General features: G+C 68.6%; 29 protein-coding genes, 1 tRNA gene and 1 pseudogene. 20 read left to right on the top strand and 11 right to left on the bottom strand.

Annotated features, from left to right (window positions below; translation table 11 throughout):
* Positions 1-2 precede the first annotated feature (2 nt).
* On the top strand, positions 3-929 hold the full coding sequence (locus tag B9D87_RS23370; protein WP_007773577.1) for a DUF4436 domain-containing protein: 927 nt from the start codon (positions 3-5) through the stop codon (positions 927-929).
* Positions 930-935: 6 nt separating this feature from the next.
* Here the strand turns inward: B9D87_RS23370 and pstS are convergent, their stop codons facing one another.
* Positions 936-2,057 (bottom strand): phosphate ABC transporter substrate-binding protein PstS, encoded by a 1,122-nt coding sequence (gene pstS / locus B9D87_RS23375; RefSeq protein WP_007773576.1) that lies wholly within the window; start codon positions 2,055-2,057, stop codon positions 936-938.
* A 267-nt stretch (positions 2,058-2,324) separates the two neighbouring features.
* Here pstS and B9D87_RS23380 point away from each other — a divergent pair, with 267 nt between their 5' ends.
* From B9D87_RS23380 to B9D87_RS23390, 3 genes are all read left to right on the top strand, one after another.
* On the top strand, positions 2,325-3,269 hold the full coding sequence (locus B9D87_RS23380; protein WP_007773575.1) for a DUF4436 domain-containing protein: 945 nt from the start codon (positions 2,325-2,327) through the stop codon (positions 3,267-3,269).
* 21 nt (positions 3,270-3,290) lie between these two features.
* Positions 3,291-4,181: a formylglycine-generating enzyme family protein gene (locus tag B9D87_RS23385; RefSeq protein ID WP_007773573.1), complete on the top strand. Its 891-nt coding sequence runs from the start codon at positions 3,291-3,293 to the stop codon at positions 4,179-4,181.
* Between the two features lie 252 nt (positions 4,182-4,433).
* Positions 4,434-5,369, top strand: coding sequence for a DUF4436 domain-containing protein (locus tag B9D87_RS23390; protein WP_007773568.1), 936 nt, complete (start codon positions 4,434-4,436; stop codon positions 5,367-5,369).
* Positions 5,370-5,488: 119 nt separating this feature from the next.
* On the opposite strand, the pseudogene B9D87_RS27975 reads toward B9D87_RS23390, so the two are convergent.
* Positions 5,489-5,823: pseudogene (locus B9D87_RS27975) on the bottom strand (IS1 family transposase); the annotation flags it as partial.
* A 102-nt stretch (positions 5,824-5,925) separates the two neighbouring features.
* On the opposite strand from B9D87_RS27975, the gene B9D87_RS23395 reads away from it, so the two are divergent.
* The 12 genes from B9D87_RS23395 (at position 5,926) to rplO (ending at position 11,712) form a co-directional block, all read left to right on the top strand.
* The gene (locus tag B9D87_RS23395) at positions 5,926-6,528 is read left to right on the top strand and encodes a hypothetical protein (protein WP_007773567.1); all 603 of its coding nucleotides are present in this window, start codon (positions 5,926-5,928) and stop codon (positions 6,526-6,528) included.
* Positions 6,529-6,577: 49 nt separating this feature from the next.
* Positions 6,578-6,649: transfer RNA gene (locus B9D87_RS26885), tRNA-OTHER, on the top strand.
* Between the two features lie 736 nt (positions 6,650-7,385).
* Positions 7,386-7,754, top strand: a complete 369-nt coding sequence (rplN, locus tag B9D87_RS23400; protein ID WP_003403649.1) for a 50S ribosomal protein L14 — start codon at positions 7,386-7,388, stop codon at positions 7,752-7,754.
* Complete coding sequence (gene rplX / locus B9D87_RS23405) at positions 7,755-8,072, top strand: 50S ribosomal protein L24 (protein ID WP_007773561.1); 318 nt, start codon at positions 7,755-7,757, stop codon at positions 8,070-8,072.
* Positions 8,072-8,635 carry a 50S ribosomal protein L5 gene (rplE, locus tag B9D87_RS23410; protein ID WP_007773560.1) on the top strand — a complete coding sequence of 188 codons (564 nt, stop codon included), beginning with the start codon at positions 8,072-8,074 and terminating at the stop codon, positions 8,633-8,635. The genes rplX and rplE overlap by 1 nt, the downstream gene beginning before the upstream one ends.
* A gap of 4 nt (positions 8,636-8,639) precedes the next feature.
* A complete protein-coding gene (locus B9D87_RS23415) occupies positions 8,640-8,825 on the top strand; it encodes a type Z 30S ribosomal protein S14 (RefSeq protein ID WP_007167851.1) in 186 nt (61 codons plus the stop codon).
* A gap of 139 nt (positions 8,826-8,964) precedes the next feature.
* Positions 8,965-9,363: a 30S ribosomal protein S8 gene (gene rpsH, locus B9D87_RS23420; RefSeq protein WP_007773558.1), complete on the top strand. Its 399-nt coding sequence runs from the start codon at positions 8,965-8,967 to the stop codon at positions 9,361-9,363.
* A 23-nt stretch (positions 9,364-9,386) separates the two neighbouring features.
* Complete coding sequence (gene rplF / locus B9D87_RS23425; RefSeq protein WP_007773556.1) at positions 9,387-9,926, top strand: 50S ribosomal protein L6; 540 nt, start codon at positions 9,387-9,389, stop codon at positions 9,924-9,926.
* A 41-nt stretch (positions 9,927-9,967) separates the two neighbouring features.
* A complete protein-coding gene (gene rplR / locus B9D87_RS23430; protein ID WP_007773555.1) occupies positions 9,968-10,336 on the top strand; it encodes a 50S ribosomal protein L18 in 369 nt (122 codons plus the stop codon).
* 37 nt (positions 10,337-10,373) lie between these two features.
* On the top strand, positions 10,374-11,057 hold the full coding sequence (gene rpsE, locus B9D87_RS23435; RefSeq protein WP_007773554.1) for a 30S ribosomal protein S5: 684 nt from the start codon (positions 10,374-10,376) through the stop codon (positions 11,055-11,057).
* A complete protein-coding gene (gene rpmD / locus B9D87_RS23440; protein ID WP_007773553.1) occupies positions 11,054-11,272 on the top strand; it encodes a 50S ribosomal protein L30 in 219 nt (72 codons plus the stop codon). The genes rpsE and rpmD overlap by 4 nt, the downstream gene beginning before the upstream one ends.
* The gene (rplO, locus tag B9D87_RS23445) at positions 11,269-11,712 is read left to right on the top strand and encodes a 50S ribosomal protein L15 (protein ID WP_007773551.1); all 444 of its coding nucleotides are present in this window, start codon (positions 11,269-11,271) and stop codon (positions 11,710-11,712) included. The genes rpmD and rplO overlap by 4 nt, the downstream gene beginning before the upstream one ends.
* Here rplO and B9D87_RS23450 read toward each other — a convergent pair.
* On the bottom strand, positions 11,709-12,635 hold the full coding sequence (locus B9D87_RS23450; RefSeq protein WP_007773550.1) for an LLM class flavin-dependent oxidoreductase: 927 nt from the start codon (positions 12,633-12,635) through the stop codon (positions 11,709-11,711). The two genes, rplO and B9D87_RS23450, sit on opposite strands and share 4 nt — an antisense overlap.
* 38 nt (positions 12,636-12,673) lie before the next feature.
* On the opposite strand from B9D87_RS23450, the gene sppA reads away from it, so the two are divergent.
* Positions 12,674-14,449 carry a signal peptide peptidase SppA gene (sppA, locus tag B9D87_RS23455; protein ID WP_007773548.1) on the top strand — a complete coding sequence of 592 codons (1,776 nt, stop codon included), beginning with the start codon at positions 12,674-12,676 and terminating at the stop codon, positions 14,447-14,449.
* A gap of 107 nt (positions 14,450-14,556) precedes the next feature.
* Here the strand turns inward: sppA and B9D87_RS23460 are convergent, their stop codons facing one another.
* Genes B9D87_RS23460 through B9D87_RS23470 form a run of 3 tightly spaced genes read right to left on the bottom strand, consistent with a single transcriptional unit; the run spans position 14,557 to position 17,363 of the window.
* On the bottom strand, positions 14,557-15,477 hold the full coding sequence (locus B9D87_RS23460; RefSeq protein WP_007773547.1) for a class I SAM-dependent methyltransferase: 921 nt from the start codon (positions 15,475-15,477) through the stop codon (positions 14,557-14,559).
* Positions 15,478-15,488: 11 nt separating this feature from the next.
* A complete protein-coding gene (locus tag B9D87_RS23465) occupies positions 15,489-16,400 on the bottom strand; it encodes a class I SAM-dependent methyltransferase (RefSeq protein WP_007773546.1) in 912 nt (303 codons plus the stop codon).
* A gap of 12 nt (positions 16,401-16,412) precedes the next feature.
* The gene (locus B9D87_RS23470; RefSeq protein ID WP_007773544.1) at positions 16,413-17,363 is read right to left on the bottom strand and encodes a class I SAM-dependent methyltransferase; all 951 of its coding nucleotides are present in this window, start codon (positions 17,361-17,363) and stop codon (positions 16,413-16,415) included.
* 130 nt (positions 17,364-17,493) lie between these two features.
* Between B9D87_RS23470 and B9D87_RS23480 the strand changes: the two genes are divergently transcribed.
* Entirely contained in the window at positions 17,494-18,744 is a 1,251-nt protein-coding gene (locus B9D87_RS23480; protein WP_007773542.1) for a zinc-dependent alcohol dehydrogenase, read from the top strand.
* Here the strand turns inward: B9D87_RS23480 and B9D87_RS23485 are convergent.
* Together B9D87_RS23485 and B9D87_RS23490 are read right to left on the bottom strand one after the other, a co-directional pair.
* Positions 18,723-19,376 (bottom strand): L-fuculose-phosphate aldolase, encoded by a 654-nt coding sequence (locus B9D87_RS23485; protein ID WP_007773540.1) that lies wholly within the window; start codon positions 19,374-19,376, stop codon positions 18,723-18,725. The two genes, B9D87_RS23480 and B9D87_RS23485, sit on opposite strands and share 22 nt — an antisense overlap.
* A complete protein-coding gene (locus B9D87_RS23490; protein WP_007773537.1) occupies positions 19,373-20,353 on the bottom strand; it encodes an NAD(P)-dependent oxidoreductase in 981 nt (326 codons plus the stop codon). Before B9D87_RS23490 ends, B9D87_RS23485 begins: the two co-directional genes overlap by 4 nt.
* 30 nt (positions 20,354-20,383) lie before the next feature.
* Between B9D87_RS23490 and B9D87_RS23495 the strand changes: the two genes are divergently transcribed.
* Both B9D87_RS23495 and B9D87_RS23500 read left to right on the top strand, forming a co-directional pair.
* Positions 20,384-21,721 carry a xylulokinase gene (locus tag B9D87_RS23495; RefSeq protein WP_040630990.1) on the top strand — a complete coding sequence of 446 codons (1,338 nt, stop codon included), beginning with the start codon at positions 20,384-20,386 and terminating at the stop codon, positions 21,719-21,721.
* 34 nt (positions 21,722-21,755) lie between these two features.
* Entirely contained in the window at positions 21,756-22,424 is a 669-nt protein-coding gene (locus tag B9D87_RS23500) for a GNAT family N-acetyltransferase (RefSeq protein WP_007773533.1), read from the top strand.
* A gap of 2 nt (positions 22,425-22,426) precedes the next feature.
* On the opposite strand, the gene B9D87_RS23505 is transcribed toward B9D87_RS23500, so the two are convergent.
* The 3 genes from B9D87_RS23505 to B9D87_RS23515 are packed head-to-tail and all read right to left on the bottom strand — an operon-like array spanning position 22,427 to position 25,205.
* Positions 22,427-23,359, bottom strand: a complete 933-nt coding sequence (locus tag B9D87_RS23505) for a class I SAM-dependent methyltransferase (RefSeq protein ID WP_007773532.1) — start codon at positions 23,357-23,359, stop codon at positions 22,427-22,429.
* Positions 23,356-24,288 (bottom strand): class I SAM-dependent methyltransferase, encoded by a 933-nt coding sequence (locus B9D87_RS23510; protein WP_007773530.1) that lies wholly within the window; start codon positions 24,286-24,288, stop codon positions 23,356-23,358. The genes B9D87_RS23505 and B9D87_RS23510 overlap by 4 nt, the downstream gene beginning before the upstream one ends.
* 2 nt (positions 24,289-24,290) lie before the next feature.
* A complete protein-coding gene (locus B9D87_RS23515) occupies positions 24,291-25,205 on the bottom strand; it encodes a class I SAM-dependent methyltransferase (protein WP_007773528.1) in 915 nt (304 codons plus the stop codon).
* Positions 25,206-25,448: the final 243 nt, after the last annotated feature.

Genomic DNA, 25,448 nt, shown 5'->3' on the forward strand with positions numbered 1-25,448 from the left:
CAATGACACCCGGGACTCCGGCGCCGCCGCCACCGACCGGCGCGCGAGGGCGGCAGATCGCGATCGCGATCGGGGCCGTCGCCTCCCTCATCGTCATCTACGTGTTGTCGCTGATCGCCGTGCACCTGCTGGCCAAATCGGCGCCCCCGCTGCCCGCGGTGGACCTGAGCAAGGTCGAGGCCGAGGACAGCGTGGTGCAGGTGCGGCTGGAGAAGCTGGACCCCGTCGCGAACCGGTTGACGGTCAATGTGCTGGTGTACCCCAAGGACACCCTGTACGACAAGAACTTCGGCGTGCTGACGGCCGACGCGGCGGTGCGGCTGTACCCCGACAACGACCTGGGTGACCTGCAGTACCCGATCGGCAAGGCGCCCGCGCAGGTGACCACCACGATCGAGGCGCACGGTGACCCCGCGAACTGGCCGTTCGATTCGTACCGCACCGGGGTCATCTCCGCCGATGTGTTCACCGGCTCCGGCGCCAACAAGGAGAAGACCGCGGCCCGCGTCGAAGCCACCGGCGGGCTGGACGGGTGGGACGCCACCGTCACCCGCGTCCACGACGCCGAAGACAACAACCCAGATGTCAAGGACGACTTGGTGATTACCCTGCACCGGGCCAAGGGGCAGCTGATCTTCGACGTCGGCATCTGCCTGGTGTTGATCTCGCTGCCCGTCCTGGCGCTCTGGGTCGCCATTCCGGTGGCCCTGGGCAGGACGTCGTTCCTGCCGCCGCTCACCACCTGGTACGGCGCCATGCTTTTCGCCATCGTCCCGCTGCGTAACATCCTGCCGGGCAGCCCACCGTACGGTTCGTGGGTCGATCAGGCCATCGTGCTCTGGGTGTTGATCGGGCTGGTCGGCGCGCTGACGCTGTTCCTGGTCGGGTGGTGGCGGCAACGCGATCGAAAAACGCCTACCAAGACCTGAATTCGCTCACTCGGGCTTCGGTGCGTCCACCGAGCTGATCGCGTCCACCGCGCTGGAGACCCGCGCCTGGAAGTCGGCCGACAACGGGATGTAGCCGTTCCTGGCCAGTTCGATCTGGCCGGGACCGATGGCCGCCTGCAGAAAAGCCTTGACCGCCTTGGCCACATCGTAGGTCGGGTACTTCGAGCAGACGATCTCGTAGGTGGCCAACACGATCGGGTAGACGTCGGGTTGGGCCGGGTTGTAGAACGACGACAGGTCGAGCACCAGATCGTTTCCCGCGCCGGTGATCTTGGCGCCCTTGATGGTCTTGCCGACCGTGTCGGTGCCGATCCGGACCGGGCGCAATGACCTGCGGCTGGCCGGCGTCTTGATCTCGGCGGCGAACAGGCCCTGCTGCAGCGCGAACGAGAGTTCGTTGTAGCCGATCGCCCCCTCGGTGCTCTTCACGGCGGCCGCGATGCCGGTGTTGCCGACGGCGCCGGTGCCGACACCGCCGTTGAAGGTCTTGCCCGCCCCCTTGCCCCAGGCCCCGCCGGACGCGGACTGCAGGTAGGCCTGGAAATTGTCGGTGGTGCCCGAGCCGTCGCTGCGGTAGATGACGTGGATATCCTCGGCCGGCATCGAGGCGTTGAGGGACGCCAGGGCGGGGTCGTCCCAGCGCGTGATGGCGCCGTTGAAGATCTTGGCCAGCGTGGGCGCATCGAGCACCAGGGAGTCGACGGCGGCGAGGTTGTAGGTGATGGCCAACGGGCCGAACACCACCGGCAGGTTCCACGCGTCCGCGCCGCCGCACCGCCGCTTGCCGGCGGCGTATTGGTCTCCCGACAGCGGCGTGTCCGATCCCGCGAAATCGGTTTTGCCGGCGAGGAAGTCGTTGATGCCGTTGCCGGACCCGTTGGCGGTGTAGTTGAGGGTCTGCGACGAGCAGGCCTGACGATAGGCCTCGATGAATTTGGTCATCGCGTTGGCTTGCGCGGTCGAGCCGCTGGCCGTCAGGGTCTGCTTGCCGCCACAGTCGACCTTGGCCCCGGCGGTGTACGGCAGGCTCGCGGGGGAGTTGCTGCAGGCGGAGACCAGCATGGCGCCGGCCGCCAGGGCGCCGACGACCGAACGATTGCGCTTCACCCGTCGACAATTACCGCGACGGATTAACAGGCAAACAAAATCCGGATGAACTGCAGCGCCGACCGGCGGTCCGCGTCAGGTTTGCGCGGCCGGGCGGGCGATCTCGGCCGAGCCGGCGCAGTGGTTTCGCTGGATCGGCCGGCACCGTCCGATCTGCCGGCGAAAATTACCTCCGCATGACGAATTTTTAAACTCGGCCCCCCGCGGGCGGGAGTTCGCTAGCATCCGGCTTCGAGTGCTCCGAATCCCCCATGGAGGTGTTCACCGATGACCCATCAAGCGCCACCCTCACCACCGCCTCCCGCGCCGCCGGAGCAACCACCCGCGGCGCCCGCGCCGGCGGCCGCGTCCGGCCGGCGCAAACGGCGCAGGGTCATCGCCATTGCCGCCGTCGCGGGCTTCGTCGCCGTGTACGTCCTGTCGCTGTTCGGCGTGCATCTGTTGGCCCAGACCGCGGGTCCGCTCAAGCCGCCGGACCTCAACGCGACCAGCGACACCGTCGTGCTGGTGCGCCTCGAGAAGCTGGACACGGTCGCCAACCGCCTCACGGTCAAGGTGCTGGTGATCCCGGAGGAGTCGATGTTCGACAAGCGCCTCGACGTGCTCAAGACCGACACCGCGGTGCGGATGGACCCGCCGAACGACCTGGGGGACTTGCAGTACCCGGCCGGTAAGTCGCCGGCACAAGTCGCGACGACCATCGAGGCGCGCGGCAACCCGAACAACTGGCCGTTCGACTCCTACAGCACCGACACCCTCTCCGCCGACGTGCTCGTCGGCCAGGGCGATGCTCGTCGCTACATACCCGCGCGGGTGGAGGTGACCGGCGGGCTGGACGGCTGGGACGTCGGCGTCCAGCGGGTCGGCGAAGCCAGCCAGGACTCGGACCGCGCCGACAACGTCATCATCACCCTGCACCGGGCCAAGGGACCGCTGATCTTCGACCTCGGCATCTGCCTGGTGCTCTTCGCGCTGCCCGCCCTGGCTTTTGCCGTGGTGATTCAAGTCGCCCTGGGGCGAAGGAAATTCGTGCCGCCCTTCGTGACGTGGTTCGCCGCCCTGCTGTTCGCCGTCATCCCCATCCGCAACTTCCTTCCGGGCGCGCCACCGCCAGGCGCGTGGATCGACCAGGTCCTGGTGCTCTGGGTGCTGATCGCACTCGTCGCGGCGATGGCTCTGTACATGCTCACCTGGTACCGGCAATCGGACTAGCGGTCGTCATACCCTGAAGGGGTGCGCAGCGAGCTGGTCGACCTTCCGGGCGGGTCATTCCGCATGGGATCGACCAGCTTCTACCCCGAAGAGGCGCCGATCCACACCGTGACGGTGGGTCCGATCGCGGTGGAACGGCACCCGGTGACCAACGCGCAGTTCGCCGAATTCGTCGACGCCACCGGATATGTCACGGTGGCCGAGCAGCCGATCGACCCGGCGCTGTACCCGGGGGCGAACGCCGACGATTTGTGCCCGGGCGCAATGGTTTTCCGTCCGACCCCGGGGCCGGTCGACCTGCGTGACTGGCGGCAGTGGTGGCGCTGGGCGCCGGGGGCCAGCTGGCGTCATCCGTTCGGTCCCGACAGCGATGTCGCGGACCGCGGCGATCATCCGGTGGTGCAGGTGGCGTATCCGGACGCGGCCGCCTACGCGCGCTGGGCCGGGCGGCGGCTGCCGACCGAGGCCGAGTGGGAGTATGCGGCCAGGGCCGGATCCACCACGACCTACCCGTGGGGCGACGAGGCCACCAGTGGCGGGCGGTTGATGGCCAACACCTGGCAGGGCAGCTTCCCGTACCGCAATGACGGCGCGCTCGGCTGGGTGGGAACCTCACCCGTCGGCACGTTCGCGCCCAACGCTTTTGGGCTGCTCGACATGATCGGCAACGTGTGGGAGTGGACGGCCACCGAGTTCACCGCGCACCACCGGCTCGAGGCGCCGCCCAAATCCTGCTGCACGCCGTCCGGTCCGGCCGACCCGTCCGTCAACCAGACCTTGAAGGGCGGCAGCCACCTGTGCGCGCCGGAGTATTGCCACCGCTACCGTCCGCCGGCCCGGTCGCCGCAGTCGCAGGACTCCGCGACCACGCACATCGGGTTTCGCTGCGTGGCGGACTTGCCGCAGGGATAGCAAATCCTTCGCGCCGCGCCGCCCGGTGCCGGCACGTTCGCTTCGGCCGGTGAAGTTAACGGTGCGTGTCCGGTGGGTGTCGGGCGCCTGTTGTGTTTCTGGACAGGGTATTTCACCCGGCATCCGGTTCCGTCATTCGCTAACATCTGACGACGTGTCACCCCGCCGCAGCCCGATGCCGCCAGCGGTGCCGGCCCGGCGCCAGCAAGCCCTTCGGCATGCGCGGCCCACCATTGCTCGCGGCCGCGGCCGATGACCACCGAGGCTCCGAGCCCGGTCGCGCCGGCCCCGGCTCCGCCCGCGAGGAAGAAGCGCGAGGCGCCGCGGATCGCGATCGGCGTGTGCATTCTCGCGGCGGTCATCGTCGTCTACGTGCTGTCGCTCTTCGGTGTGCATTTCCTGCAGCGGTCGGAAGGGCCGCTGCCCCCGCTGGACCTGAGCCAGGGCGGCGGCGACGCCACGATCGTGCAGCTGCGCCTCGAAGAGCTGAAGCCGGTCGCCAACCGCCTGTCGGTCGAGGTGCTCGCCTATCCCGGGATTGCCCAGTACGACAACCGTTTTGACGTGCTGGCCAACGACGTCGCGGTACGCCTATATCCCACAAGCGATCTGGGCGATCTGCAATACCCGAAGGGCAAGGCACCCGCGCAGCTCAGCACCACCATCGAGGCGCACGGCGACCCCGGCAACTGGCCGTTCGACTCCTACCAGACCGAGCCGATCGCGGCCGACGCCTTCGTCGGGACCGGCGACAACCGCAAGAAGGTGCCCGCCCGCGTCGAAGTGACCGGCGCGCTGGACGGCTGGCAGATCAGCGTCAACCGGGTGCACGACCCGAGCGCGCTGCCCACCTCGCGCGCGAGCGACAACGGCAACGTGGTGATCACGCTGAAGCGGGCCAAGGGGCCGCTGATCTTCGACCTCGGGATCTGCCTGGTGCTGATCAGCCTGCCCACCCTGGCCCTGCTGGTCGCCATCCCGATGGCGCTGGGCAGAAGGAAGTTCCTGCCGCCGTTCGCCACCTGGTACGCCGCGAACCTGTTCGCGATCGTCCCGCTGCGCAACATCCTTCCGGGGGCGCCGCCGCCCGGTTCGTGGATCGACCAGGCGATCGTGCAGTGGGTGCTCATCGCGCTGGTCGCGGCCATGAGCCTGTACATCGTGGCCTGGATCCGGCAGGGCGACTGACGGCGCTGGCCGCACCCGGGCGGCATGGCCGAACGTGTGTTCGAGGATGTTGTTGCGAGGTTCGCTGAGCTGGTCCCGGCGAGCTCTGCCTCGCCCACCACCTGCGGCCCCGAACAGGAACCCACGAGCGATGAAGGAACAAGTTTGTGTCGGCGCATAGCGCCGTCCAGGTCCACACATCGCCCTACCCGTTCTCGCCGCGGTGCTGATCAGGCATGTTCTTCTGCTTGGCGTAGCAGAACGACCTCATCTCGTCGCACTAAATGTTCTTGCAGGGCAGTCAAATAGCGCGGCGTGCTGATATTCGGCGCAGGCACCGCCCAGCTCCACCAACAACTTGGTGATGGTGTTCTTCGCAGCCCCGGTTACCCGCACCGTGGCGCGGATCGACATGCCTTCAATAAGGCGGCCCACAATCGCTGCCCGCTGATCGGGTGCTCAACCGGTTGACCACACTGACCATTGTGCTTGAGCGGACCCAAAATCACGACTGGGGGTTTTTGTGTATGCGCGTCGGCCCCACAAAAGTTTGTGGGGGGATGGTATCGTGGCACACATGGAGTCCTCATTTGATGTTGGTCAGCTCAGCGAAGCCCTCGCCAGCCTCAATGAAACCGCTGCTGGTCTTGAGAAGCGCCTCGCCGAAATCCGGGATCTGCAGAAACAGATAGTGGCGATCGTCAAGCAGGCCGAGCGCCTGAGCCGTTACGACCTAGTGGTTGAGGGGGCCTCCACAACGGTTCCCTCGGAGCCCCACGAAGCGCTGCCAACAGTGGGCGAAGGGGCCACCTTCACCGACGCGGTAATCGCCGTATTTGAGCAGCGCCCCGCAGCCATCCTCGGCGTCGACGAGGTGCTGGAAATACTGCAAGGAAGCAGGCAGGACGCCACCAAAGAGAGGGTGCGGAACGCTCTCTATTACGCGGACAAACAAGGGAAGTTGCATCGAGGCCACCGCGCCAAATTTTCCCTCAAAGACACCTCAACCCCGGCGGCAACCGGGGTTGAGGTTAACGAGGAGCTGAACGGCAGCTCCTCCCGAGAGATAGGAGGTGGTCGAGATGAAGCCTCGACCCCGCCTGGCGATCAAGGTGGTGCTGCGTCTAACGCGCAATTCCATCTCGGTCGTCTTGGCGATCGAGCCCCCATAGGAGGCTGATCGCCGCCCGTGGCCTCGTCTAACGGCGAGGTTCACGGGCCTCTCAAACGGGCGGTGCACGGTGCCGGGTTGGCCTCTGGAAACCAACACCCGAGGGGTTCGAGTCCCCTACCGTCCACCATTTAGTTGTTGCCACTGCTCTAGTAGCAGCAACTTAATTATACATACCGACTGAGTCATTTGACTCAGTTCAGGGATGTAGACACGCGCTCCAGCCCAGGTCAGGGGGACTGCTTGCGGGCGATCTCTGATCGCTGGTCTGCCCCGAGCTTGTCGGCGCGTGCCCTTCCGCCCTTCAGGCCGCCCTTGCGGCCGAGCGCGACCGCTGTCGGGGCTTTGCCGCAAACCACATCTCGCACGAGTCGTTCGATACCGGCGAGTGCCTCGGATTTGTCGGGCTCAAGCCATGACAGCGATAGAAGCTCTTGGGCACAACCAAACCCACTTAACCAAACCCACTTATTGTCTTGAACTGACCACTCGACCCGGTAGGTGTAGTCATCTGGCGTTTAGTCGGTAGCATCGCTCACTATGTACGCGGCCAAAGAGTTAAGGTCACGTGGGCGTTTCCTTGAGCCGTCAAGCATAACCGCGTCATCCCACCAGGGCGCCCGAGCCCGGTAAATTGCTCGCTTCAAACTGACCCACGACCGCCTTCGCGCAGAATTTGGCTCTGAGCAGGTCGTCCCCTAGACTCTAGGGGTTGCCTTGGGCAGACCTCGGCCGGTGCGAATCGGCCCCGCGTGCCCTTCGGTGACAAAGACCGCGCACGTCAGGTTTTGGTGGGTCATGCCCGCCGAATGCCCACCCCGGTGGGCTCTCCTGCCGTGCACACGCAACCCAGGTCAGGAGATCGAGTGATTCAGCAGGAATCGCGACTGAAGGTCGCCGACAACACCGGCGCCAAGGAGATCTTGTGCATCCGTGTGCTCGGCGGTTCGTCGCGACGCTACGCCGGCATCGGTGATGTCATCGTCGCCACCGTCAAGGACGCCATCCCCGGCGGCAACGTGAAGCGCGGGGACGTCGTCAAGGCCGTCGTGGTGCGCACGGTCAAGGAGCGCCGCCGCCCCGACGGCAGCTACATCAAGTTCGATGAGAACGCCGCGGTGATCATCAAACCCGACAACGACCCGCGCGGGACGCGCATCTTCGGGCCGGTGGGCCGCGAACTGCGCGAGAAGCGGTTCATGAAGATCATCTCGCTGGCCCCGGAGGTTTTGTAAATGAAGGTCAAGAAGGACGACACCGTCCTGGTGATCGCCGGTAAGGACAAGGGCGCCAAAGGCAAGGTGCTGAAGGTCTACCCGGACCGCGAACGCGTGCTCGTCGAGGGCGTCAACGCGATCAAGAAGCACACCGCGGTTTCGACCAACCAGCGCGGCGCGCAGTCGGGCGGGATCGTCACCCAGGAAGCGCCGATCCACATCTCCAACGTGATGGTCGTCGACTCGGACGGCAAGCCCACCCGGGTCGGTTACCGGGTCGACGAGGAGACCGGCAAGCGCGTTCGTATCTCCAAGCGCAACGGCAAGGACATCTGATGAGCACTGCAGAAAAGGTTCAGCCGCGCCTGAAAGAGCGCTACCGCAGCGAGATTCGCGATTCGCTGCAGCAGCAGTTCGGCTACGCCAACGTCATGCAGATCCCGACGGTGACCAAGGTCGTCGTCAACATGGGTGTCGGCGACGCGGCGCGGGACGCGAAACTGATCAACGGCGCGGTCAGCGACCTGGCCCTGATCACCGGGCAGCGCCCCGAGATCCGTCGCGCGCGCAAGTCCATCGCGCAGTTCAAACTGCGTGAGGGCATGCCGATCGGTGCGCGGGTCACCCTGCGCGGCGACCGGATGTGGGAGTTCCTGGACCGCCTCACCTCGATCGCGCTGCCCCGTATCCGCGACTTCCGCGGGCTTTCGCCCAAGCAGTTCGACGGTGTCGGCAACTACACCTTCGGGCTCGCCGAGCAGTCGGTGTTCCACGAGATCGACGTGGACAAGATCGACCGGGTCCGCGGCATGGACATCAACGTCGTCACCTCGGCGACGAATGACGACGAAGGACGAGCGCTGTTGCGGGCCCTCGGCTTTCCGTTCAAGGAGAACTGAGTAGATGGCAAAGAAGGCACTGGTCAACAAGGCCGCACGCAAGCCGAAGTTCGCGGTGCGCGGCTACACCCGTTGCAACAGGTGCGGCCGCCCGCGCGCGGTCTTCCGCAAATTCGGCCTGTGCCGGATCTGCCTGCGCGAGATGGCGCACGCGGGCGAACTGCCCGGCGTGCAGAAGAGCAGCTGGTAACAGCCCAAACCCCCAAGACCAACCCAGAACAGGTGCGCGACAGGCCCAGAACGGGAACCACCGCGAGGAAGGTGACAGACACTGTCATGACTGCGACGACGACGATGCAGGGCGCAGCGATCAAGAGGAGTGGCGCTCGATGACAATGACGGACCCGATCGCAGACTTCTTGACGCGTCTGCGTAACGCCAATTCGGCGTATCACGACGAGGTGACGTTGCCGCACTCGAAGCTGAAGGCAAACATCGCCCAGATCCTCAAGAGCGAGGGCTACATCACCGACTACCGGACCGAAGACGCTCGGGTCGGCAAGTCGCTGATCGTCCAGCTCAAGTACGGGCCGAGCCGGGAGCGAAGCATCGCCGGCCTGCGCCGCGTGTCCAAGCCCGGTCTGCGGGTGTACGCGAAATCCACCAATCTGCCACGCGTGCTCGGCGGCCTGGGTGTGGCGATCATCTCCACGTCCTCGGGTCTGTTGACCGACCGCCAGGCAGCCCGACAGGGCGTGGGCGGCGAAGTCCTCGCGTACGTCTGGTAAGGGCCGGGAGGTAACGAAAGACTATGTCTCGCATTGGTAAGCAGCCGGTTCCGGTCCCGTCCGGAGTCGACGTGACGATCGATGGTCAGAAGGTGTCGGTGAAGGGGCCTAAGGGCGCCCTGGACCTGACGGTGGCCGAGCCGATCACCGTGTCGCGCAACGACGATGGCGCGATCGTGGTCGCGCGTCCGAACGACGAACGGCGCAACCGCTCGTTGCACGGACTCTCGCGCACCCTGGTGTCCAACCTGGTCACCGGCGTGACGCAGGGGTACACCACCAAGATGGAGATCTTCGGCGTCGGCTACCGGGTGCAGCTCAAGGGCTCCAACCTCGAGTTCGCGCTGGGCTACAGCCACCCCGTGGTGATCGAGGCTCCGGACGGCATCACGTTCGCCGTCCAGTCGCCGACGAAGTTTTCCATCACCGGGATCGACAAGCAGAAGGTCGGCCAGATCTCGGCGAACATCCGCCGTCTGCGCCGCCCCGACCCGTACAAGGGCAAGGGCGTGCGCTACGAGGGTGAGCAGATCCGCCGCAAGGTCGGAAAGACAGGTAAGTAATCATGGCGCAAACAAAAGCTGGCACCGCCACGCGAAAGCCGGTGGGGCAGAGCGTTTCCGCGACTCGGCGCGTCTCTCGGCTGCGCAGGCACGCGCGTCTGCGCAAGAAGATCGCCGGCACCCCGCAGCGTCCGCGGCTGGTGATCAACCGGTCCGCGCGACACATTCACGTGCAACTGGTCAACGACGAGAACGGCACCACGGTGGCCGCCGCGTCGTCGATCGAGGACGACGTGCGCAGCCTGCAGGGCGACAAGAAAGCCCGCAGCGTGCGGGTGGGCCAGCTGATCGCCGAGCGCGCCAAGGCCGCCGGCATCGACAGCGTGGTCTTCGACCGTGGCGGCTACACCTACGGCGGACGGATCGCGGCGCTGGCCGATGCCGCACGCGAGAACGGATTGCAATTCTGATGGACAAGAGCTTGAACACGACTGGAAGGACCGCATAATGGCGGAGCAGCCGACCGGCGGACAAGGCGCCGGCGACAGCCGTGACTCGCGCGGTGACCGCGACAGCCGCGGTCGTCGGGGCGACGGCGGTCGTGGTGGCCGCGACCGCGACGGCGACAAGAGCAACTACCTGGAGCGGGTTGTCGCGATCAACCGTGTCTCCAAGGTGGTCAAGGGTGGTCGGCGATTCAGCTTCACCGCGCTGGTGATCGTCGGCGACGGCAACGGCATGGTCGGTGTCGGCTACGGCAAGGCCAAGGAAGTTCCCGCGGCCATCGCCAAGGGCGTCGAGGAGGCCCGCAAGGGCTTCTTCCGGGTTCCGCTGATCCGCGGGACCATCACGCACCCGGTGCAGGGTGAGGCGGCCGCCGGCGTGGTGCTGCTGCGCCCGGCCAGCCCCGGTACCGGTGTGATCGCCGGTGGCGCCGCCCGTGCGGTGCTGGAATGCGCCGGCGTGCACGACATCCTGGCCAAGTCGCTGGGTAGCGACAACGCGATCAACGTGGTGCACGCGACCGTCGCCGCGCTCAAGCTGCTGCAGCGCCCCGAGGAGGTGGCCGCTCGCCGCGGCCTGCCCATCGAGGACGTTGCGCCGGCCGGAATGCTCAAGGCGCGCCGCGAAAGTGAAGCGATGGCCAGTGCGGCGGCCCGCGAGGCCCAGACCTCGGGGGCGCAGCCATGAGCAGTCAACTGAAGATCACCCAGGTGCGTAGCACCATCGGGGCCCGCTGGAAGCAGCGCGAGTCCCTGCGCACCCTGGGCCTGCGAAAGATTCGCCAGTCAGTGGTCCGCGAGGACAACGCGCAGACCCGTGGCCTGATCGCGGTGGTCAGCCACCTCGTCGAGGTGGAGCCGGCCGAGGCGACGGCCACGGGCACCGGAGGTAGCAAGAAATGACGATCAAGCTGCACGACCTCAAGCCGGCGCGCGGGTCGAAGACGGCTCGCACGCGGGTCGGCCGCGGTGAGGGCTCCAAGGGTAAGACCGCCGGTCGCGGCACCAAGGGCACCAAGGCCCGCAAGAACGTGCCGACCACCTTCGAGGGTGGCCAGATGCCGATCCACATGCGGCTGCCCAAGCTCAAGGGCTTCCGCAACCGGTTCCGCACCGAGTACGAGATCGTCAACGTCGGCGACCTCAATCGGCTTTTCCCGCAGGGCGGTTCGATCGGCGTGGACGAGCTGGTGGCCAAGGGCGCGGTTCGCCGCAACTCGCTGGTCAAGGTCCTCGGCGACGGCAAGCTGACGGTCAAGGTCGAGGTGACCGCGCACAAGTTCAGCGGCAGCGCGCGCGAGAAGATCACCGCCGCGGGCGGCTCGGCCACCGAGCTGTCCTAGCTCAGCTGCGGAATCACTTCCGCGGCAAGGCGTTCCATCTGCTCGTGGTTCTCTGCCGGGTCGACGCCGACGGGGTTCAGTAGCACCATCTGCGCCCCGGCGTCGATCACCTCGCGCAACCCGCGCACCACGTCGTCGGGTGTGCCCGACACCGGTACGTCCTGCACGCCGGGCATCTTCCCGTAGATGCGGTCCAGCCCGGCGAGCACCCGCTCCCGGGCCCTGGCGGGGTCGTCGTCGACCATCAGGTAGACCCGTTTGCCGATGGTGAAGTTCGCGGGGTCCTTCTGTTGCTCGTCGAGCTCGCGGCGCACCACGGTGACGGCCCCGGCGAACGCCTCGGTGGTCGACGAACCGGCGCCCAGAAACGAGTCGCCGTGCCGCACCGCGCGGGCCAGCGCCTTGGGCGCCAAGCCCCCGAACCAGATCGGCGGATGCGGCCGCTGCACCGGCTTGGGTTGGATCGGCAAGTCGTCGACGTCACGGAACCGGCCGTGAAACGTCACCCTCGGCTCGTCGGACCACGCCGCCTTCATCAGCTCCAGGCCCTCGGTGAAATACGAGATGAAGGTCTCCTTGTCCACACCGAACGCCGCGAACTGCCGCCTGCCGCCGCCCGGCGCGACGCCGATGTCCAGCCGGCCGTGGCTGAGCCGGTCGACGGCGGTGGCGGCCGAGGCCAACTGCAGGGGGTCGTGCAACGACGTCACCAGGACCGCGACACCCAGGCGCAGCCGCTCGGTGCACGCCGCGCAGTACGCCAGCAGCTCCAGCGGCGCCAGCAGCGGTGCGGGCCCGATGATCTGCTCGAGCAGCCAGCCGCCCTCGAACCCTAGGTCTTCTGCACGCGCGAGAAACGCGCGCAACCCGGCTCCGTCGAATCCGTCGTAATCGAACTGCGGGATCGCGATGGAAAACCTCACCCGACCACCGTACGGCCGTGCATCGGTAGTCTGCAGACATGTTCGCTTTCCTGCCCTCGATCCCCGGGGTCGGCGAGGTCCGAGCCCTCGCCGGCCGGGTCGACACCGCCCGCCATCACGGCGTGCCCAACGGGTGCGTGCTCGAATTGGACCTGCGCTCGATGCCGCCGGAGACGTCGGGCTTCGATCCGCTGGCGATCATCACCGGGGGCAGCCGGCCGGTCGCGCTGCGCGACATGGTCGCCGCCATCCACCGGGCGGCTGAGGACTCGCGGGTGGCCGGGCTGATCGCCCGGGTTCAACTCGGCGCGTCGCCGTCGGCCGCGGTGCAGGAGCTGCGCGAGGCCATCGTCGAGTTCACCGCCGCCAAGCCCTCACTGGCCTGGGCCGAGACCTACCCGGGCACGCTGTCGTACTACCTGGCATCGGCGTTCGGTGAGGTCTGGATGCAGCCGGCCGGAAGCCTCGGGCTGATCGGCTTCGCCAGCAATGCCACCTTCCTGCGAGACGCGTTCGACAAGGCCGGCATCGAAGCCCAATTCGTCGCGCGCGGCGAATACAAGTCGGCCGTAAACCGTTTCACCGAGCACGGCTTCACCGAGGCCCACCGCGAGGCCGTCACCCGGATGCTGGAAAGCTTGCAGGAGCAGGTGTGGGAAGCGGTGGCACGCTCGCGCAAGCTCGACACCGGCGTGCTCGACGCGCTGGCCGACCGCGCCCCGCTGTTGCGTGAGGAGGCCGTGTCGTCGGGACTGGTCGACCGGATCGGATTCCGGGATGAAGCCTATGACCGCATCGCGGAACTGGTTGGCGTGCAAGACGTTTCCGAGGAGAATGCGCCACCGCGGTTGTACCTGTCGCGTTATGCCGGCGCGGCCCGGTCCCGGCTGTCCCCGCCGGCGCCCCCGGTTCCCGGGCGCCGGCCCAAGCCAAAGGTGGCCGTCGTCAACATCGACGGCACCATCGTGGACGGGCGCGGGGGACCGCAGTTCCTGCCGTTCGGCGCCTCCACCGTCGGCAGCGACACCATCGCCCCGGCGTTGCGGGAGGCCGCCGCCGACGAATCGGTGTCCGCGATCGTGCTGCGGGTGAACAGCCCGGGGGGCTCGGTGACCGCATCGGAAACCCTTTGGCGCGAAGTGAAAAGGGCTCGAAAGCTCGGCAAGCCGGTGGTGGCGTCGATGGGCGCGGTCGCCGCCTCGGGCGGCTACTACATCGCGGTGGCGGCCGACGCGATCGTCGCCAGCCCGGCGACGATCACCGGTTCGATCGGCGTGATCACCGGCAAGCTGGTGATTCGCGATCTGCTGGAGCGCCTCGGCGTCGGGCTGGATAGCGTGCGCACCAACGCCAATGCCGATTCCTGGTCGATCGAGGCGCCGTTCACCCCGGAGCAGCGCGCCCACCGGGAGGCCGAGGCCGACCTGGTGTACGCCGACTTCCTGGAGCGGGTCGCCGACGGCCGCAACCTGACCACCGAGGCCGTCGATCGGGTCGCCCGGGGCCGGGTGTGGACCGGCGCCGACGCGCGCGAGCGGGGCCTGGTCGACGAACTGGGCGGCTTTCGCACCGCGCTGCGCCGCGCGAAAATCCTTGCGGGACTTGATGAAGACACCGACGTGCGCCTGGTGACCTACCCGGGTGGCTCGCTGCTGGACATGCTGCGGCCTCGGGCCTCCTCGCAACCGGCCGCCGCGTCGGTGCCCGACGCGCTGGCCGCACTGCTGGGCCGCACCATCGGCGGCGTCCTGGACAGCGTGGAACGGTCCTACACCGGGGCCAGCGCGTTGTGGCCGGGGCCCTGGCGCCTGTAGCCCCGATGGTGGCGACCCGCAGCGCCCGGCTACGCCGCGCTTGCGATCGCCACGAGTCCGATGGTGGCGACCCGCAGCGCCCGGCTACGCCGCGCTTGCGATCGCCACTAGCCCGAGCCGGTCAGCTTGGCGCTGATGAAGATGATCTCGCCGAGCGGGTCGTCGTTCTCGGGGGCGGGCGCCTCGATGCCGTTGCGCTCGAACAGTTCCGTTCGCGTGATGCCCTCGGCCCGCCAGCCGATGCTGGACAGGTAGTCGACGACGTGGTTGCGTTCGCCCGCGTAGACCAGCGACGCCATGTCGATGTCGACGCCGTGCTCCCGGAACGACCCGGACATCTCGCGCACCCGTTCGGCGTCGAAATCCACGATGCCGGGCACGAATTCGGTGGCGATGGTGCTGCCCGGCCCGCTGAGCGCGGTGATGTTGTCGAACAGCCGGTCCTGGGCGTCGGGCGGCAGGTAGATCAGCAGGCCCTCGGCCAGCCAAGCCGTGGCCGCCGTCGTGTCGAATCCCGCCGCCTTCAGGGCCGCGGGCCAGTCCGCGCGCAGATCGATCGGAATGGTGCGCCGTGACGCGGTCGGCTCCGCGCCGACGTCGGCCAGGGTGTTGCTCTTGAATTCGATCACCCGCGGCTGGTCGATCTCGTAGACCACCGTGCCGGCCGGCCAGGGCAGCCGGAAGGCGCGCGAGTCCAGCCCGGAGGCCAGGATCACCACCTGACGCACCCCGCCGCCGGTGGAGTCGATGAAGTAGTCGTCAAAGTACTTGGTGCGCACGGCCATTCCGTCGACCATCGACTGGATGCGCACCGGCGAGGCATTCTCGATCGCGTCCACGTCGAGGTCGCCGTCCATCATCTTGGTGAAGAAGTCCACCCCGACCGCGCGCACCAGCGGCTCGGCGAACGGATCGTTGATCAAACCGCGGGGATCCTTGGTCGCCATCGCACGACCGGCTGCGACCATGGTCGCGGTCGCGCCGACGCTGGACGCCAGGTCCCACTCATCGTCGTGAGTGCGTGACATAGTCGGCAACCCTACTTCAGCGTCGCGTCGACGTAACTCAGGTCGCCGAAGGCCGCGAGCACCTCTTCGGGGAATTCGAAGCCGTTATGCGCGTACAGTTCCCGGACGGAGTGGGCCGTCACATCCCAGCCGTGCTCGGCCAGGTAGTCGACGACGACGCTGCGCTCACCGCGATAGAACAGGTCGCCCGCATCGAGGTTGAACCCGGCGCGCCGCCACCGTTCGGTGATGCGTTGCAGGCGCTCGTCGGTGAACGAATTGGGGTCCGGCACGTGTTCGGTGGCCAGCCTGCTGCCCGGCGCGCTGAGCGAGGCGATGTTGTCGAACAAGCGGTCCTGGGCCTCCGGTGGCAGGTAGGGCAGCAGTCCTTCGGCGCTCCACGCGGTCGGCCGGGTGACGTCAAAGCCGCTCTCCCGCAACGCGGCGGGCCAGTCATCGCGCAGGTCGATGCCTACGGTTCGACGTTCGGCGGTCGGGGCGGCGCCGAGATCGGCCAGCGTGTTGGTCTTGAACGCGATGACCTGTGGCTGGTCGATCTCGTAGACCACGGTGCCCGCGGGCCACGGCAACCGGTAGGGCCTGGTGTCCAGGCCGGCGGCGAGGATCACCGCCTGGCGGACACCGTCTTTGGTGGCATTGATGAAGAAGTTGTCGAAGAACCTGGTCCGCACGGTCATCTGCTCGGCCCGGGTCTTGCGGTTCATCAGCGGGTCGTCGGCGAAATCGACATCGTCGTCGAGGATCCGGATGAAGGGGTCCAGCCCGACGGCGCGGACCAAAGGATCGGCCAGTCGATCGTCGAGCAGCGGGTTGGGTCCCTGCGAAGCCACGGCGCGGGAGGCGGCGACCATCGTGGCCGTCGCTCCCACGCTGGACGCCAGGTCCCAACTGTCGCCCTCGGTTCGTCCCGTGTCAGCGGTCATTGCAGATGGCTCCTACTTCTTCTCGAGTGTTCCGCTGGTGTACAGCATCTCGCCCATGCGCACGTCGTCGTCGGTGAGTGGGTCAAGCCCGTTGGCGGCGAACAGTTCTGCGATGCTGGCGCTGTTGAGGCGCCAGCCCCGGTCGGCCAGGTACTGCACCGCCTCGTTGCGGTCGCCGAAGTAGACCAGGCCTGCCATGTCCAGCTCGAAGCCGTGGGCGCGCCAGCGCTCGGAGATCGTCTGCATGCGCTCCTTCATCTTCTCCTCGGCGCCGGGCTCGGGCTTGGGTGCGCTCTCGGTGGCCAGCCGGCTGCCGGGCGCGCTGAGCTCGGTGATGGTGTCCAGCAGGCGATCCTGCGCCTCGGGCGGCAGGTAGCCGAGCAGACCCTCGGCGCTCCACGCGGTCGGCTGGGCCGGGTCGAACCCGGCGTTGCGCAGCGCGGCGGGCCAGTCGTCGCGCAGGTCGACGGCCACCACGCGCCGCTCGGCGGTGGGGGCGGCGCCCAGGTCGGCCAGCGAGCGGGTCTTGAATTCGATGACCTGCGGCTGGTCCACCTCGTAGACCACGGTGCCCGCGGGCCACGCCAGCCGGTACGGGCGGGCGTCCAGCCCGGACGCCAGGATCACCGCCTGCCTGATGCCCGCGTTCGTGGCGCCCAGGAAGAACTCGTCGAAGAACTTGGTGCGGACCGCCATGTTGTCGGCCATCCGCGACATCGCGCCGGCAGAGCCCGCGGCACCGTCGTGCACGTCGTTCAGCTCGGCGGGATCCAGCTCGCCGCTGGCGAGCCGGGAGAGCAGGTCCACGCCGACCAGCTTGACCAGCGGCTCGGCGAAGGGGTCGTTGATCAGCGGTTTGTCGGCCCTGCTGGCCATGGCGCGGGCCGCCGCGACCATGGTCGCGGTCACGCCGACGCTGGACGCCAGGTCCCAGGTGTCGCCTTCGTACCTGGTGGAGGTCATGTTGGGTGCCCCTATCGGAGGTAGTAAAGCTAATATTTAGCCGATATAACAAGCTTCTCCCACTGTACGCTTCCCGCGATTCGCGGCAACCTTTACTGATGGCGTACGCAACGCGGCCGGGAGCGTCCCGATGAGGGCGCTCGTCTACGGCGTTTCGCCCGAGCCCGTCGAGGTCCCCGACGACGCGAACACGTTGACCCGGAACCTGGCGCGCACCCCGACCGCGCTGCGCGACCTGCCGGATCCCGAACCGCCGCACGAGGACTGGGTGATCACCCGGCCGCGGCTGACCGGCATCTGCGGATCGGATTCCAAGCAGATCCTGATGGACTTCGGCGAGGGCGACACCGACAACGCCATGGCCGCGTTCTGTTCGTTCCCGCAAGTCATGGGCCACGAGGTGGTCGCCGACGTGGTGGCGCTGGGCCCCAAGGCCCGCGGGCTGAGCGTGGGGGAGCGGGTGGTGCTCAACCCGTGGCTGTCCTGCGGGCCGCGCGGCATCCGACCGCGCTGTCCCGCATGCGAAGCCGGCGACTACAGCCTGTGCTGGAGCTTCGCCGACGGTGACCTCAGACCGGGCATCCACACCGGGGTCTCGGCCGACGTGACGGGCGGCTACGCCGAACTGATGCCGGCGCACGACAGCATGCTGTTCGCCGTGCCCGACTCGATCCCCGACGAGATGGCCGTCTTCGCCGACCCGTTCTCGGTGTCACTGCACTCGATCACCCGCCACCCGCCGCCGCGCTCGGGGGCCGCGCTGGTGTACGGGGCGGGCTCGCTGGGATTGTGCGCGGTCGCGATCCTGCGGGCGCTGTATCCCGACGTGGCGGTCGCGGTGGTGGCGCGCTTCCCCGCGCAAGCCGAGCTGGCCCGACGGTTCGGCGCCGCGAAAGTCCTTGCGCACGAACCTCCGTCGCCACTCATCGAAGAGCTCGTCGGCTGGGGCGGTGGCCGGCTGCGCCAGCCGCTGCAGGGCCTGCCGATGGCCCACCCCGGCGCCGTCGACGTCGTCTACGACACCGTCGGCAAGCCCGAGACCTTCGAGGTCGGCATCCGGGTCCTGCGCTCGCGGGGAACGCTGGTGAAGGCCGGCGTTCACGCGCCGGGCCGGTGGGAGGACAGCCCGCTGTACTTCAAGGAGCTCTCGTTCGTCGGCTCGAACGCGTTCGGCGTCGAGGAGGTGGACGGGCGGCGCAAGCACGCCATCGCCCACTACCTCGACCTGGCCGCCGCGGGCCGAATCGACCTGCGCCCCATGCTCACCCACACGTTCGGGTTGGGGCAGTGGCGCGAGGCCTTCTGGGCGATCGCGAATCAGGGCGACAGCGGCGCGGTGAAGGTGGCGATCGACCAGCGTCAGGGGTTGGCGCGCAGGTAGCCGTAGACCGAGGCGAAGTTGCGGTTGACGTCCTCGGGGATCGGCACCGGACCGCCGAGAGCTCTTGCACCCCAGACGATTTGGGCGGTCCGTTCGACCAGCGCGGTGATGTGCAGCACCTTGTCGGGCCGCGGCCCCACCGCGACCAGGCCGTGGTTGGCGATCAGCGCGGCGCCGCGGCCCTCGAGCGCTTTGACCGCGTTGGCGCCGACATCGGGCGTGCCCGAGGCGGCGTAGTCGGTGCACCGGACGTCGCCGCCGCAGTACACCGCGAACTCGTCGATGCACGCCGGGATCGATTCGTGGGCGATGGCGAACATGGTCGCCCACACCGGATGGCTGTGGATGACGCTGCCGACGTCGTCGAAGGCCCGGTAGCAGGCCAGGTGCAGCTGCATCTCCGACGACGGTGAGCGGCCCTCGTCCGCCCGCAGCACCGAGCCGTCCGCATCGACGAGCACCAGGTCGTCGAGCCGCATGTCGCGATAGTCGACCGACGACGGGGTGATGACGACGTTGCCGTCGGCGCGGCGCGCTGAGATGTTGCCGGCCGTCCCCTCCACCAGGCCGCGGCGCAGCATGTCCTTGGCGGCATCCAGCACCGCCGTCTCCGGGTTGTCGACGAACTTCATGGCCCCAGCACCTCCGGGTTGACGATGTGAGCGGGCGCGTTGCCGGCCAGCAGCGCCTCCAGGTCGTCGGCCACCATCTGCGCCTGCCGCGCCTCGGTGTCGAAGGTGGCGCCGCCGATGTGCGGCGTCAGCACCACGTTGCCCATCGCCACCAGCGGGTGATCGGCCGGCAACCATTCGCCGGCGAAGTGGTCCAGGCCCGCGGCGCCCACCTTGCCCGCGACCAGGGCGTCGACCAGGGCGTCGGTGTCGTGCAGCTGGGCGCGGGCGGTGTTGAGGAAGACCACGCCGTCGCGCATTGCCGCAAACTCCCGCGCCCCGATCATGCCGGCCGTGTCGTCGGTGACCGGGGCGTGCAGCGAGACGACGTCGGCCTCGCCGAGCAACTTGTCGAGGCTGTGCCGTGCCTCGGGGTTGTAGGGGTCGCACGCGATCACCCTCATGCCCAGCCCGGACAACCGCCATTGCGTCGCCCGGCCGACGGCGCCAAGGCCCACCAGACCCGCGGTGAGTCCCGCGATCTCCGCGGCGCGGAACCGCTGATACGGGATGCTGCCGTCGCGAAAGATGTTGCCGCTGCGCACATCCGCGTCCGCGGCGAGCACGTGACGGGTGGCGGCGAGCAGCAGGGCGACCGTCATCTCGGCGACCGCGTCGGCGTTGCGGGCCGGGGTGTTCAGCACCGGGATGCCGGCCGCGGTGGCCCCGGCGATGTCGACGTTGTTGGGGTCGCCGCGGGTGGACGCGATCACCCGCACGCCCCGCTCGAACACCGGGCCGCGCACCGAATCGCTTTCCACCACCACGATTTCGGCGGCCTCGCCGGCGATCCGTTCGGCCAGCTGCTCGGGGCTGTAGATGCGCAGCGGGGTCTGCTCGATCCAGGGGTCGTACACCACGTCGGCCAGCTCTCGCAGTTTGGCGAAGCCCGGCCCCCGCATCGGGGCCGTCACCAACGCGCGTGGTTTAGACGTCACGAGTGCCAATGCTGGCGTACGGTGACGCCCGTGTCACGCAAAGACGTCACAATCGGCATCGACGTCGGCAGCACCGCGGTCAAGGCGATATCCGCCGACGCCGACGGCAACGTGACCGCCCGCGTGCGCATCCCCCATGAGCTGCGGGTACCGGCGCCCGACCGGCTGGAGCACGATGCCGAGGCGGCGTGGCGGCGGGGACCGTCGGCGGCCCTGAACGAACTGGTCCACCAACCCGGCATCGCCGCGGCGGCCGTCTCCGCGATGGTGCCGTCGATCACCGCCGTCGACGACACCGGCGCACCCATCACACCGGGACTGCTCTACGGCGACGCCCGCGGCCGCACGCCGGGCGGGGACGCGCAGCCGCTGCCGGCGCTCGGCGAGGCCGCCGAATTCCTGCGCTGGACGGCCGCCCACGCGCCGGGCGCGGCGGGTTACTGGCCCGCGCCGGCGGTGGCCAACCACGCGCTGTCGGGGCAGGCGGTGATCGACATCGCCACCGCCGCCACCGCATTCCCCTTGTTCGACGGCACCGGCTGGAACCCCGAGGCCTGCGCCGAGCGCGGCGCGGCCGTCGAACAGCTGCCGCGGGTGGAGAGCATGGGAGCCGTCGTCGGACAGCTGCGCGGCACCGACGCCGCCCTGGCCACCGGTGCCATCGACGCGCTGTGCGAACAGATCGTCGCCGGCGCCGACAACGACGGCGACGTGCTGGTGATGTGCGGGACCACGCTGATCGTGTGGACCACCATCGCCGAGGCCCGCCAGATGCCCGGCCTGTGGACCATCCCGCACACCGCTCCCGGCAAGAGCCAGATCGGTGGGGCCAGCAACGCCGGCGGGCTGTTCCTGGGCTGGGTGGATCGCGTTGTGGCAGCGGCGGACCCGACCGCCGTCGAGCCAGGGCGCGTCCCGGTGTGGGAGCCGTACCTGCGGGGCGAACGCACGCCGTTGCACGACCGGGACCGCCGGGGCGCGCTCGAGGGGCTGGATCTGACCCACGACGCCGCCGCGCTGCGCCGCGCCGCCTACGAGGCGTCCGGCTTCGTGGTCCGTCGGCTCATCGAACTGTCCGGCGCGCCGGTGTCGCGCATCGTGGCCACCGGCGGCGGCACCCGGGTGGCGGCGTGGCTGCAGGCCATCGCCGACGCCACCGGGCGGCCGGTCGAGGTGTCCGGTGTCGCGGAGGGGGCCGCGCTGGGGGCGGCGTTCCTGGCGCGGATGGCGGTCGGCCTGGAGACGACGATCGCCGACGCCGCCCGATGGGCGCGCACCGAGCGCGTCGTCGAGCCCGACCCCGCGTGGGCGAGCGCGGTCGAGGATCGCTACCAGCGCTTCGCAGGAGCTGGGAAACCGCAGATGTAGCGCGGTGGCCCGACCGGCGTTCTAGGCTGGTGCCATGACCGACCAGGACCGCAAAGCCGCCCGCCGCGAAATCGCCGACGCTCTGTTGAAAGCCCTCGAACGACGGCACGAAGTGCTCGACTTGATCGTGGAGGCCGGCAACAAATCGGAGGCGGTCAAGGCCATCGCCGGTCTGCTCGGCACCTCGAACACGGGCGCCGAAGCGGTCTTCGGCCTGTCCTTCGACCGGCTCACCAAGGATTCGCGCAAGACGATCCAGGCCGAACTCGAGGACCTGAACAAGCAGCTGAGCTTCACTCTGGGCGAGCGCCCGGCGAGCTCGGGGGACACCCTCGAGCTCCGGCCGTTCTCCGCGAGCGAGGACCGCGACATCTTCGGCGTCCGCACCGCGGACATGGGTGGCGCGTCGGGCGACGGGTCCGGCGGGCGGGCGGGCAACCTCGACGACGAGATCAGGGCCGCGCTGGGCCGGGTCGACGACGAAGAGGCCGCGTGGTTTGTGGCCATCGACAACGGCGAGAAGGTCGGCATGGTGTTCGGCGAGCTGGTCCGTGGCGAGGTCGACGTCCGGATCTGGATCCACCCCGATCACCGCAAGCGGGGTTACGGCACTGCCGCGCTGCGCAAGTCGCGCTCGGAGATGGCCTGGTGTTTCCCCGCGGTGCCGATGGTGGTGCGGGCCCCGGCCGCCAATCCCGGCTGACGTCAGCGCAGGACGGCGTCGACCGCGATGTGGTTCTGCAGCGACTGCAGGCTTTCGCCCGATGCGACGGGCAGCCCGGCCTCGGCGAACATGTCGGCGCGGGTGCGCGTCGACACCTGCCAGCCGTGGTCGGTCAGATACGCCGCGGCGGGGGTGCGCTCGCCGCGGTAGACCAGCTCCGACACGTCGACGTCGAAGCCGTATCGCCCCCACCGCCTGGCCATCGCCTTCGCGCGCTTCTCCAGCAGGTGCGGGGTGCCGCCGTCGTGGTATTCGGTCGCCAGCCGGCTGCCCGGGGCGCTCAGCGTGGTGATGGCGTCGAACAGCCTGTCCTGCGCCTCCGGCGGCAGATACATCAGCAGCCCCTCCGCGCTCCACGCGCTGGGCCGCGACTCGTCGAAACCCGTGTCGCGCAAGGCATTCAGCCAGTCATCGCGCAGGTCGACCGACACGGTGCGCCGCTCCGCCGTGGGCTGCGCCCCCAACTTGGCCAGGGTGGCGGACTTGAACTCGATGACCGCGGGCTGGTCGACCTCGTACACCACGGTGCCCGCCGGCCAGGCCAGCCGGTATGGTCGCGAATCCAGGCCGGAGGCCAGGATGACGACCTGGCGGATGCCCGAAGCGGTTGCGTCGGTAAAGAATTCGTCGAAGTAACGGGTGCGCACGGCCATCATGTTGACCATGCGTTGCAGGTTGAACTCGGCGTCGGGGTCGGCGTCGGCGTCGATACCGCCCGTCTCGTCGGTGATCTCACCGTCGAGCACCCGGATGAAGAACTCGGCGCCCACCGCGCGGACCAGCGGGTCGGCGAACGGATCGTCGATCAGCGCGCCGGGCTGCCGTCCGGCCAGCGCCCGGCACGCGGCGACCCAGGTCGCCGTGGCGCCGACGCTCGAGGCCAGGTCCCAGGTGTCTTGGTCGGTGCGTGTCACGAAGCCTCCTTCGTCAGTGTCGCGGTCACGTATCGGATGTCGCCGAACGCCGCCATCGACGGCTGCTCGGGAAATTCAAAACCGTTGGCCGCGTACAGTTCCGGGGTGCTATGCACCTCCGAGCGCCAGCCCCGCTCGGACAGGTAGGCCACCACGTCGTTGCGCTCGCCGGGGTAGACCAGATCGGCCCAGTTGAGGTCCAGCCCCATCCGCCGCCAGCGCTCGCTGATCTCTCGGCCACGCTTTTCGATGCGGCCCCGGATGTCGGGCGCGTAGCCGGCGCCGATCCGGCTGCCATCGGCCGACTGCGCGGTGATGTGGTCGAACAGGCGGTCCTGGGCGTCCGGCGGCAGATAACCGAGCAGCCCTTCAGCGCTCCACGCCGCGGGCGCGCTCGCGTCGAATCCACTGTCGGCCAACGCCGCCGGCCAGTCGTCGCGCAGGTCGACCCCCACCGCCCGCCGGTCGGCGCTCGGTGTCGCGCCCAGCCCCGCGAGGGTGCGGGTCTTGAACTCGATCACCCGGGGCTGGTCGATCTCGTAGACCACCATGCCGGGCGGCCAGGCCAGCCGGTAGGCGCGGGTGTCCAGCCCGGAGGCCAGGATGACCGCCTGGCGGATGCCGGCGCCGGCGGCGTCGAGGAAGAACGAATCGAAGAACCGGGTGCGGACCGCCATGCCCTCACCGAGGCGGCGCGGCGTGAACGCCGGATCGTCCTCGGGTGTCTCGATGTCTCCGTTCATCATTCGGATGAAGGCCTCGACCCCGACGGCGCGCACCAACGGCTCGGCGAAGGGATCGTCGATCAACGGGTCGGGACCCTTGGAGGCCAGGGCCCGCCGGGCGGCGACCGCGGTGGCGGTGGCGCCCACGCTGGACGCCAGATCCCAACTGTCGCCGTCTGATCGCTTGCTGTCGGTCTCCGGCATGGCTAACCCAGGGTGGCGGTGACGGCGACGATGTTGCGGAACTGCGCCATCGCCTCGTCGTCGTGGAACTGCAGGCCGTAGTCGCCGAACAGGTCGCGGCGCGGCCGCGCGGCCACCTCCCAGCCCTTGCCGGTGAGGTAGTCGACGACGTTGTTGCGCTCGCCGTCGAAGAACAGTCCCGACAGGTCGATGTCGCAGCCGACCTTGGCCCAGCGGTCGTTGAACTCCTGGGCGCGCTGCGACATCGTGGTGCCGGCGGTCTCGGGGTGATACTCGGTGGCCAGCCTGCTGCCGGGGGCGCTGAGCCCGGTGATGTTGTCGAAGAGCCGGTCCTGGGCGTCGGGCGGCAGGTACATCAGCAGGCCCTCGGCGCTCCACGACGTCGGCTGCGTCACGTCGAAGCCGCCGGCGCGCAACGCGGCGGGCCAGTCGTCGCGCAGATCGACGCTGACCGTGCGCCGCTCGGCGGCCGGGGCGACGCCCAGGCTGGACATGGTGGTGCTCTTGAACTCGATGACGGCCGGCTGATCGACCTCGTAGACCACGCTGCCGGCCGGCCAGCTCAGCCGGTAGGCGCGGGCGTCCAGGCCGGCGGCGAGGATCACCGCCTGGCGAACGCCGTCGCGGGCGGCATTGAGGAAGAAGTCGTCGAAGAAGCGGGTGCGCACGGCGATGGAGTCGGTCTCCAGTCCCAGATCCTTGCCGCTGCCCTCGTAGCCCTCGGAGTCGCCGACCTCACCATCGACCAGGCGGCGGAAGAAATCCAGGCCGACGGCGCGCACCAGGGGCGCGGCGAACGGGTCGTTGATGATGGGCTCGGTGGCCTCGCTGGCCAGCGCGCGGGCTGCGGCGACCATGGTGGCCGTGGCGCCGACGCTCGAGGCCAAGTCCCAGCTGTCTTGGTCAGTGCGTGTCATGCTGCTCCCAAGTTACTTAGCAAATGCAACGATTCAGGGGAACTCTACGCCTCGCGGCTTACGGCTTGCTGTGTTTTCCGGGGCGCGTTGCGGCGGCGGCGCAAACGCCCGGTGAACGGCGCCGCGAGGGCCCGCAGGAAAGGCCCTGACCGGACCTGCCCGGACCAGCTGTTAGTCTCGTACACGGTTTGACGCGCTATAGAGAAGTCGGCCGTACGTCCTGGCCTGCGGGTGTTGGGCGCG

It is taken from the genome of Mycobacterium colombiense CECT 3035, from assembly GCF_002105755.1.
Taxonomy (GTDB): domain Bacteria; phylum Actinomycetota; class Actinomycetes; order Mycobacteriales; family Mycobacteriaceae; genus Mycobacterium; species Mycobacterium colombiense.

What these genes read in the sequence shown, in the direction of transcription:
- rplO (WP_007773551.1), top strand. Translation starts at nt 11,269, where the DNA reads ATGACGATCAAGCTGCACGACCTCAAGCCGGCGCGCGGGTCGAAGACG.
- B9D87_RS23465 (WP_007773546.1), bottom strand. Translation starts at nt 16,400, where the DNA reads ATGACCGCTGACACGGGACGAACCGAGGGCGACAGTTGGGACCTGGCG.
- B9D87_RS23380 (WP_007773575.1), top strand. Translation starts at nt 2,325, where the DNA reads ATGACCCATCAAGCGCCACCCTCACCACCGCCTCCCGCGCCGCCGGAG.
- rplF (WP_007773556.1), top strand. Translation starts at nt 9,387, where the DNA reads ATGTCTCGCATTGGTAAGCAGCCGGTTCCGGTCCCGTCCGGAGTCGAC.
- B9D87_RS23370 (WP_007773577.1), top strand. Translation starts at nt 3, where the DNA reads ATGACACCCGGGACTCCGGCGCCGCCGCCACCGACCGGCGCGCGAGGG.
- B9D87_RS23470 (WP_007773544.1), bottom strand. Translation starts at nt 17,363, where the DNA reads ATGACCTCCACCAGGTACGAAGGCGACACCTGGGACCTGGCGTCCAGC.
- B9D87_RS23415 (WP_007167851.1), top strand. Translation starts at nt 8,640, where the DNA reads ATGGCAAAGAAGGCACTGGTCAACAAGGCCGCACGCAAGCCGAAGTTC.
- B9D87_RS23390 (WP_007773568.1), top strand. Translation starts at nt 4,434, where the DNA reads ATGACCACCGAGGCTCCGAGCCCGGTCGCGCCGGCCCCGGCTCCGCCC.
- sppA (WP_007773548.1), top strand. Translation starts at nt 12,674, where the DNA reads ATGTTCGCTTTCCTGCCCTCGATCCCCGGGGTCGGCGAGGTCCGAGCC.
- B9D87_RS23515 (WP_007773528.1), bottom strand. Translation starts at nt 25,205, where the DNA reads ATGACACGCACTGACCAAGACAGCTGGGACTTGGCCTCGAGCGTCGGC.
- rplE (WP_007773560.1), top strand. Translation starts at nt 8,072, where the DNA reads ATGAGCACTGCAGAAAAGGTTCAGCCGCGCCTGAAAGAGCGCTACCGC.
- rpsE (WP_007773554.1), top strand. Translation starts at nt 10,374, where the DNA reads ATGGCGGAGCAGCCGACCGGCGGACAAGGCGCCGGCGACAGCCGTGAC.
- B9D87_RS23510 (WP_007773530.1), bottom strand. Translation starts at nt 24,288, where the DNA reads ATGCCGGAGACCGACAGCAAGCGATCAGACGGCGACAGTTGGGATCTG.
- B9D87_RS23460 (WP_007773547.1), bottom strand. Translation starts at nt 15,477, where the DNA reads ATGTCACGCACTCACGACGATGAGTGGGACCTGGCGTCCAGCGTCGGC.
- B9D87_RS23485 (WP_007773540.1), bottom strand. Translation starts at nt 19,376, where the DNA reads ATGAAGTTCGTCGACAACCCGGAGACGGCGGTGCTGGATGCCGCCAAG.
- rpmD (WP_007773553.1), top strand. Translation starts at nt 11,054, where the DNA reads ATGAGCAGTCAACTGAAGATCACCCAGGTGCGTAGCACCATCGGGGCC.
- B9D87_RS23395 (WP_007773567.1), top strand. Translation starts at nt 5,926, where the DNA reads ATGGAGTCCTCATTTGATGTTGGTCAGCTCAGCGAAGCCCTCGCCAGC.
- rplX (WP_007773561.1), top strand. Translation starts at nt 7,755, where the DNA reads ATGAAGGTCAAGAAGGACGACACCGTCCTGGTGATCGCCGGTAAGGAC.
- rpsH (WP_007773558.1), top strand. Translation starts at nt 8,965, where the DNA reads ATGACAATGACGGACCCGATCGCAGACTTCTTGACGCGTCTGCGTAAC.
- B9D87_RS23500 (WP_007773533.1), top strand. Translation starts at nt 21,756, where the DNA reads ATGACCGACCAGGACCGCAAAGCCGCCCGCCGCGAAATCGCCGACGCT.
- B9D87_RS23480 (WP_007773542.1), top strand. Translation starts at nt 17,494, where the DNA reads ATGAGGGCGCTCGTCTACGGCGTTTCGCCCGAGCCCGTCGAGGTCCCC.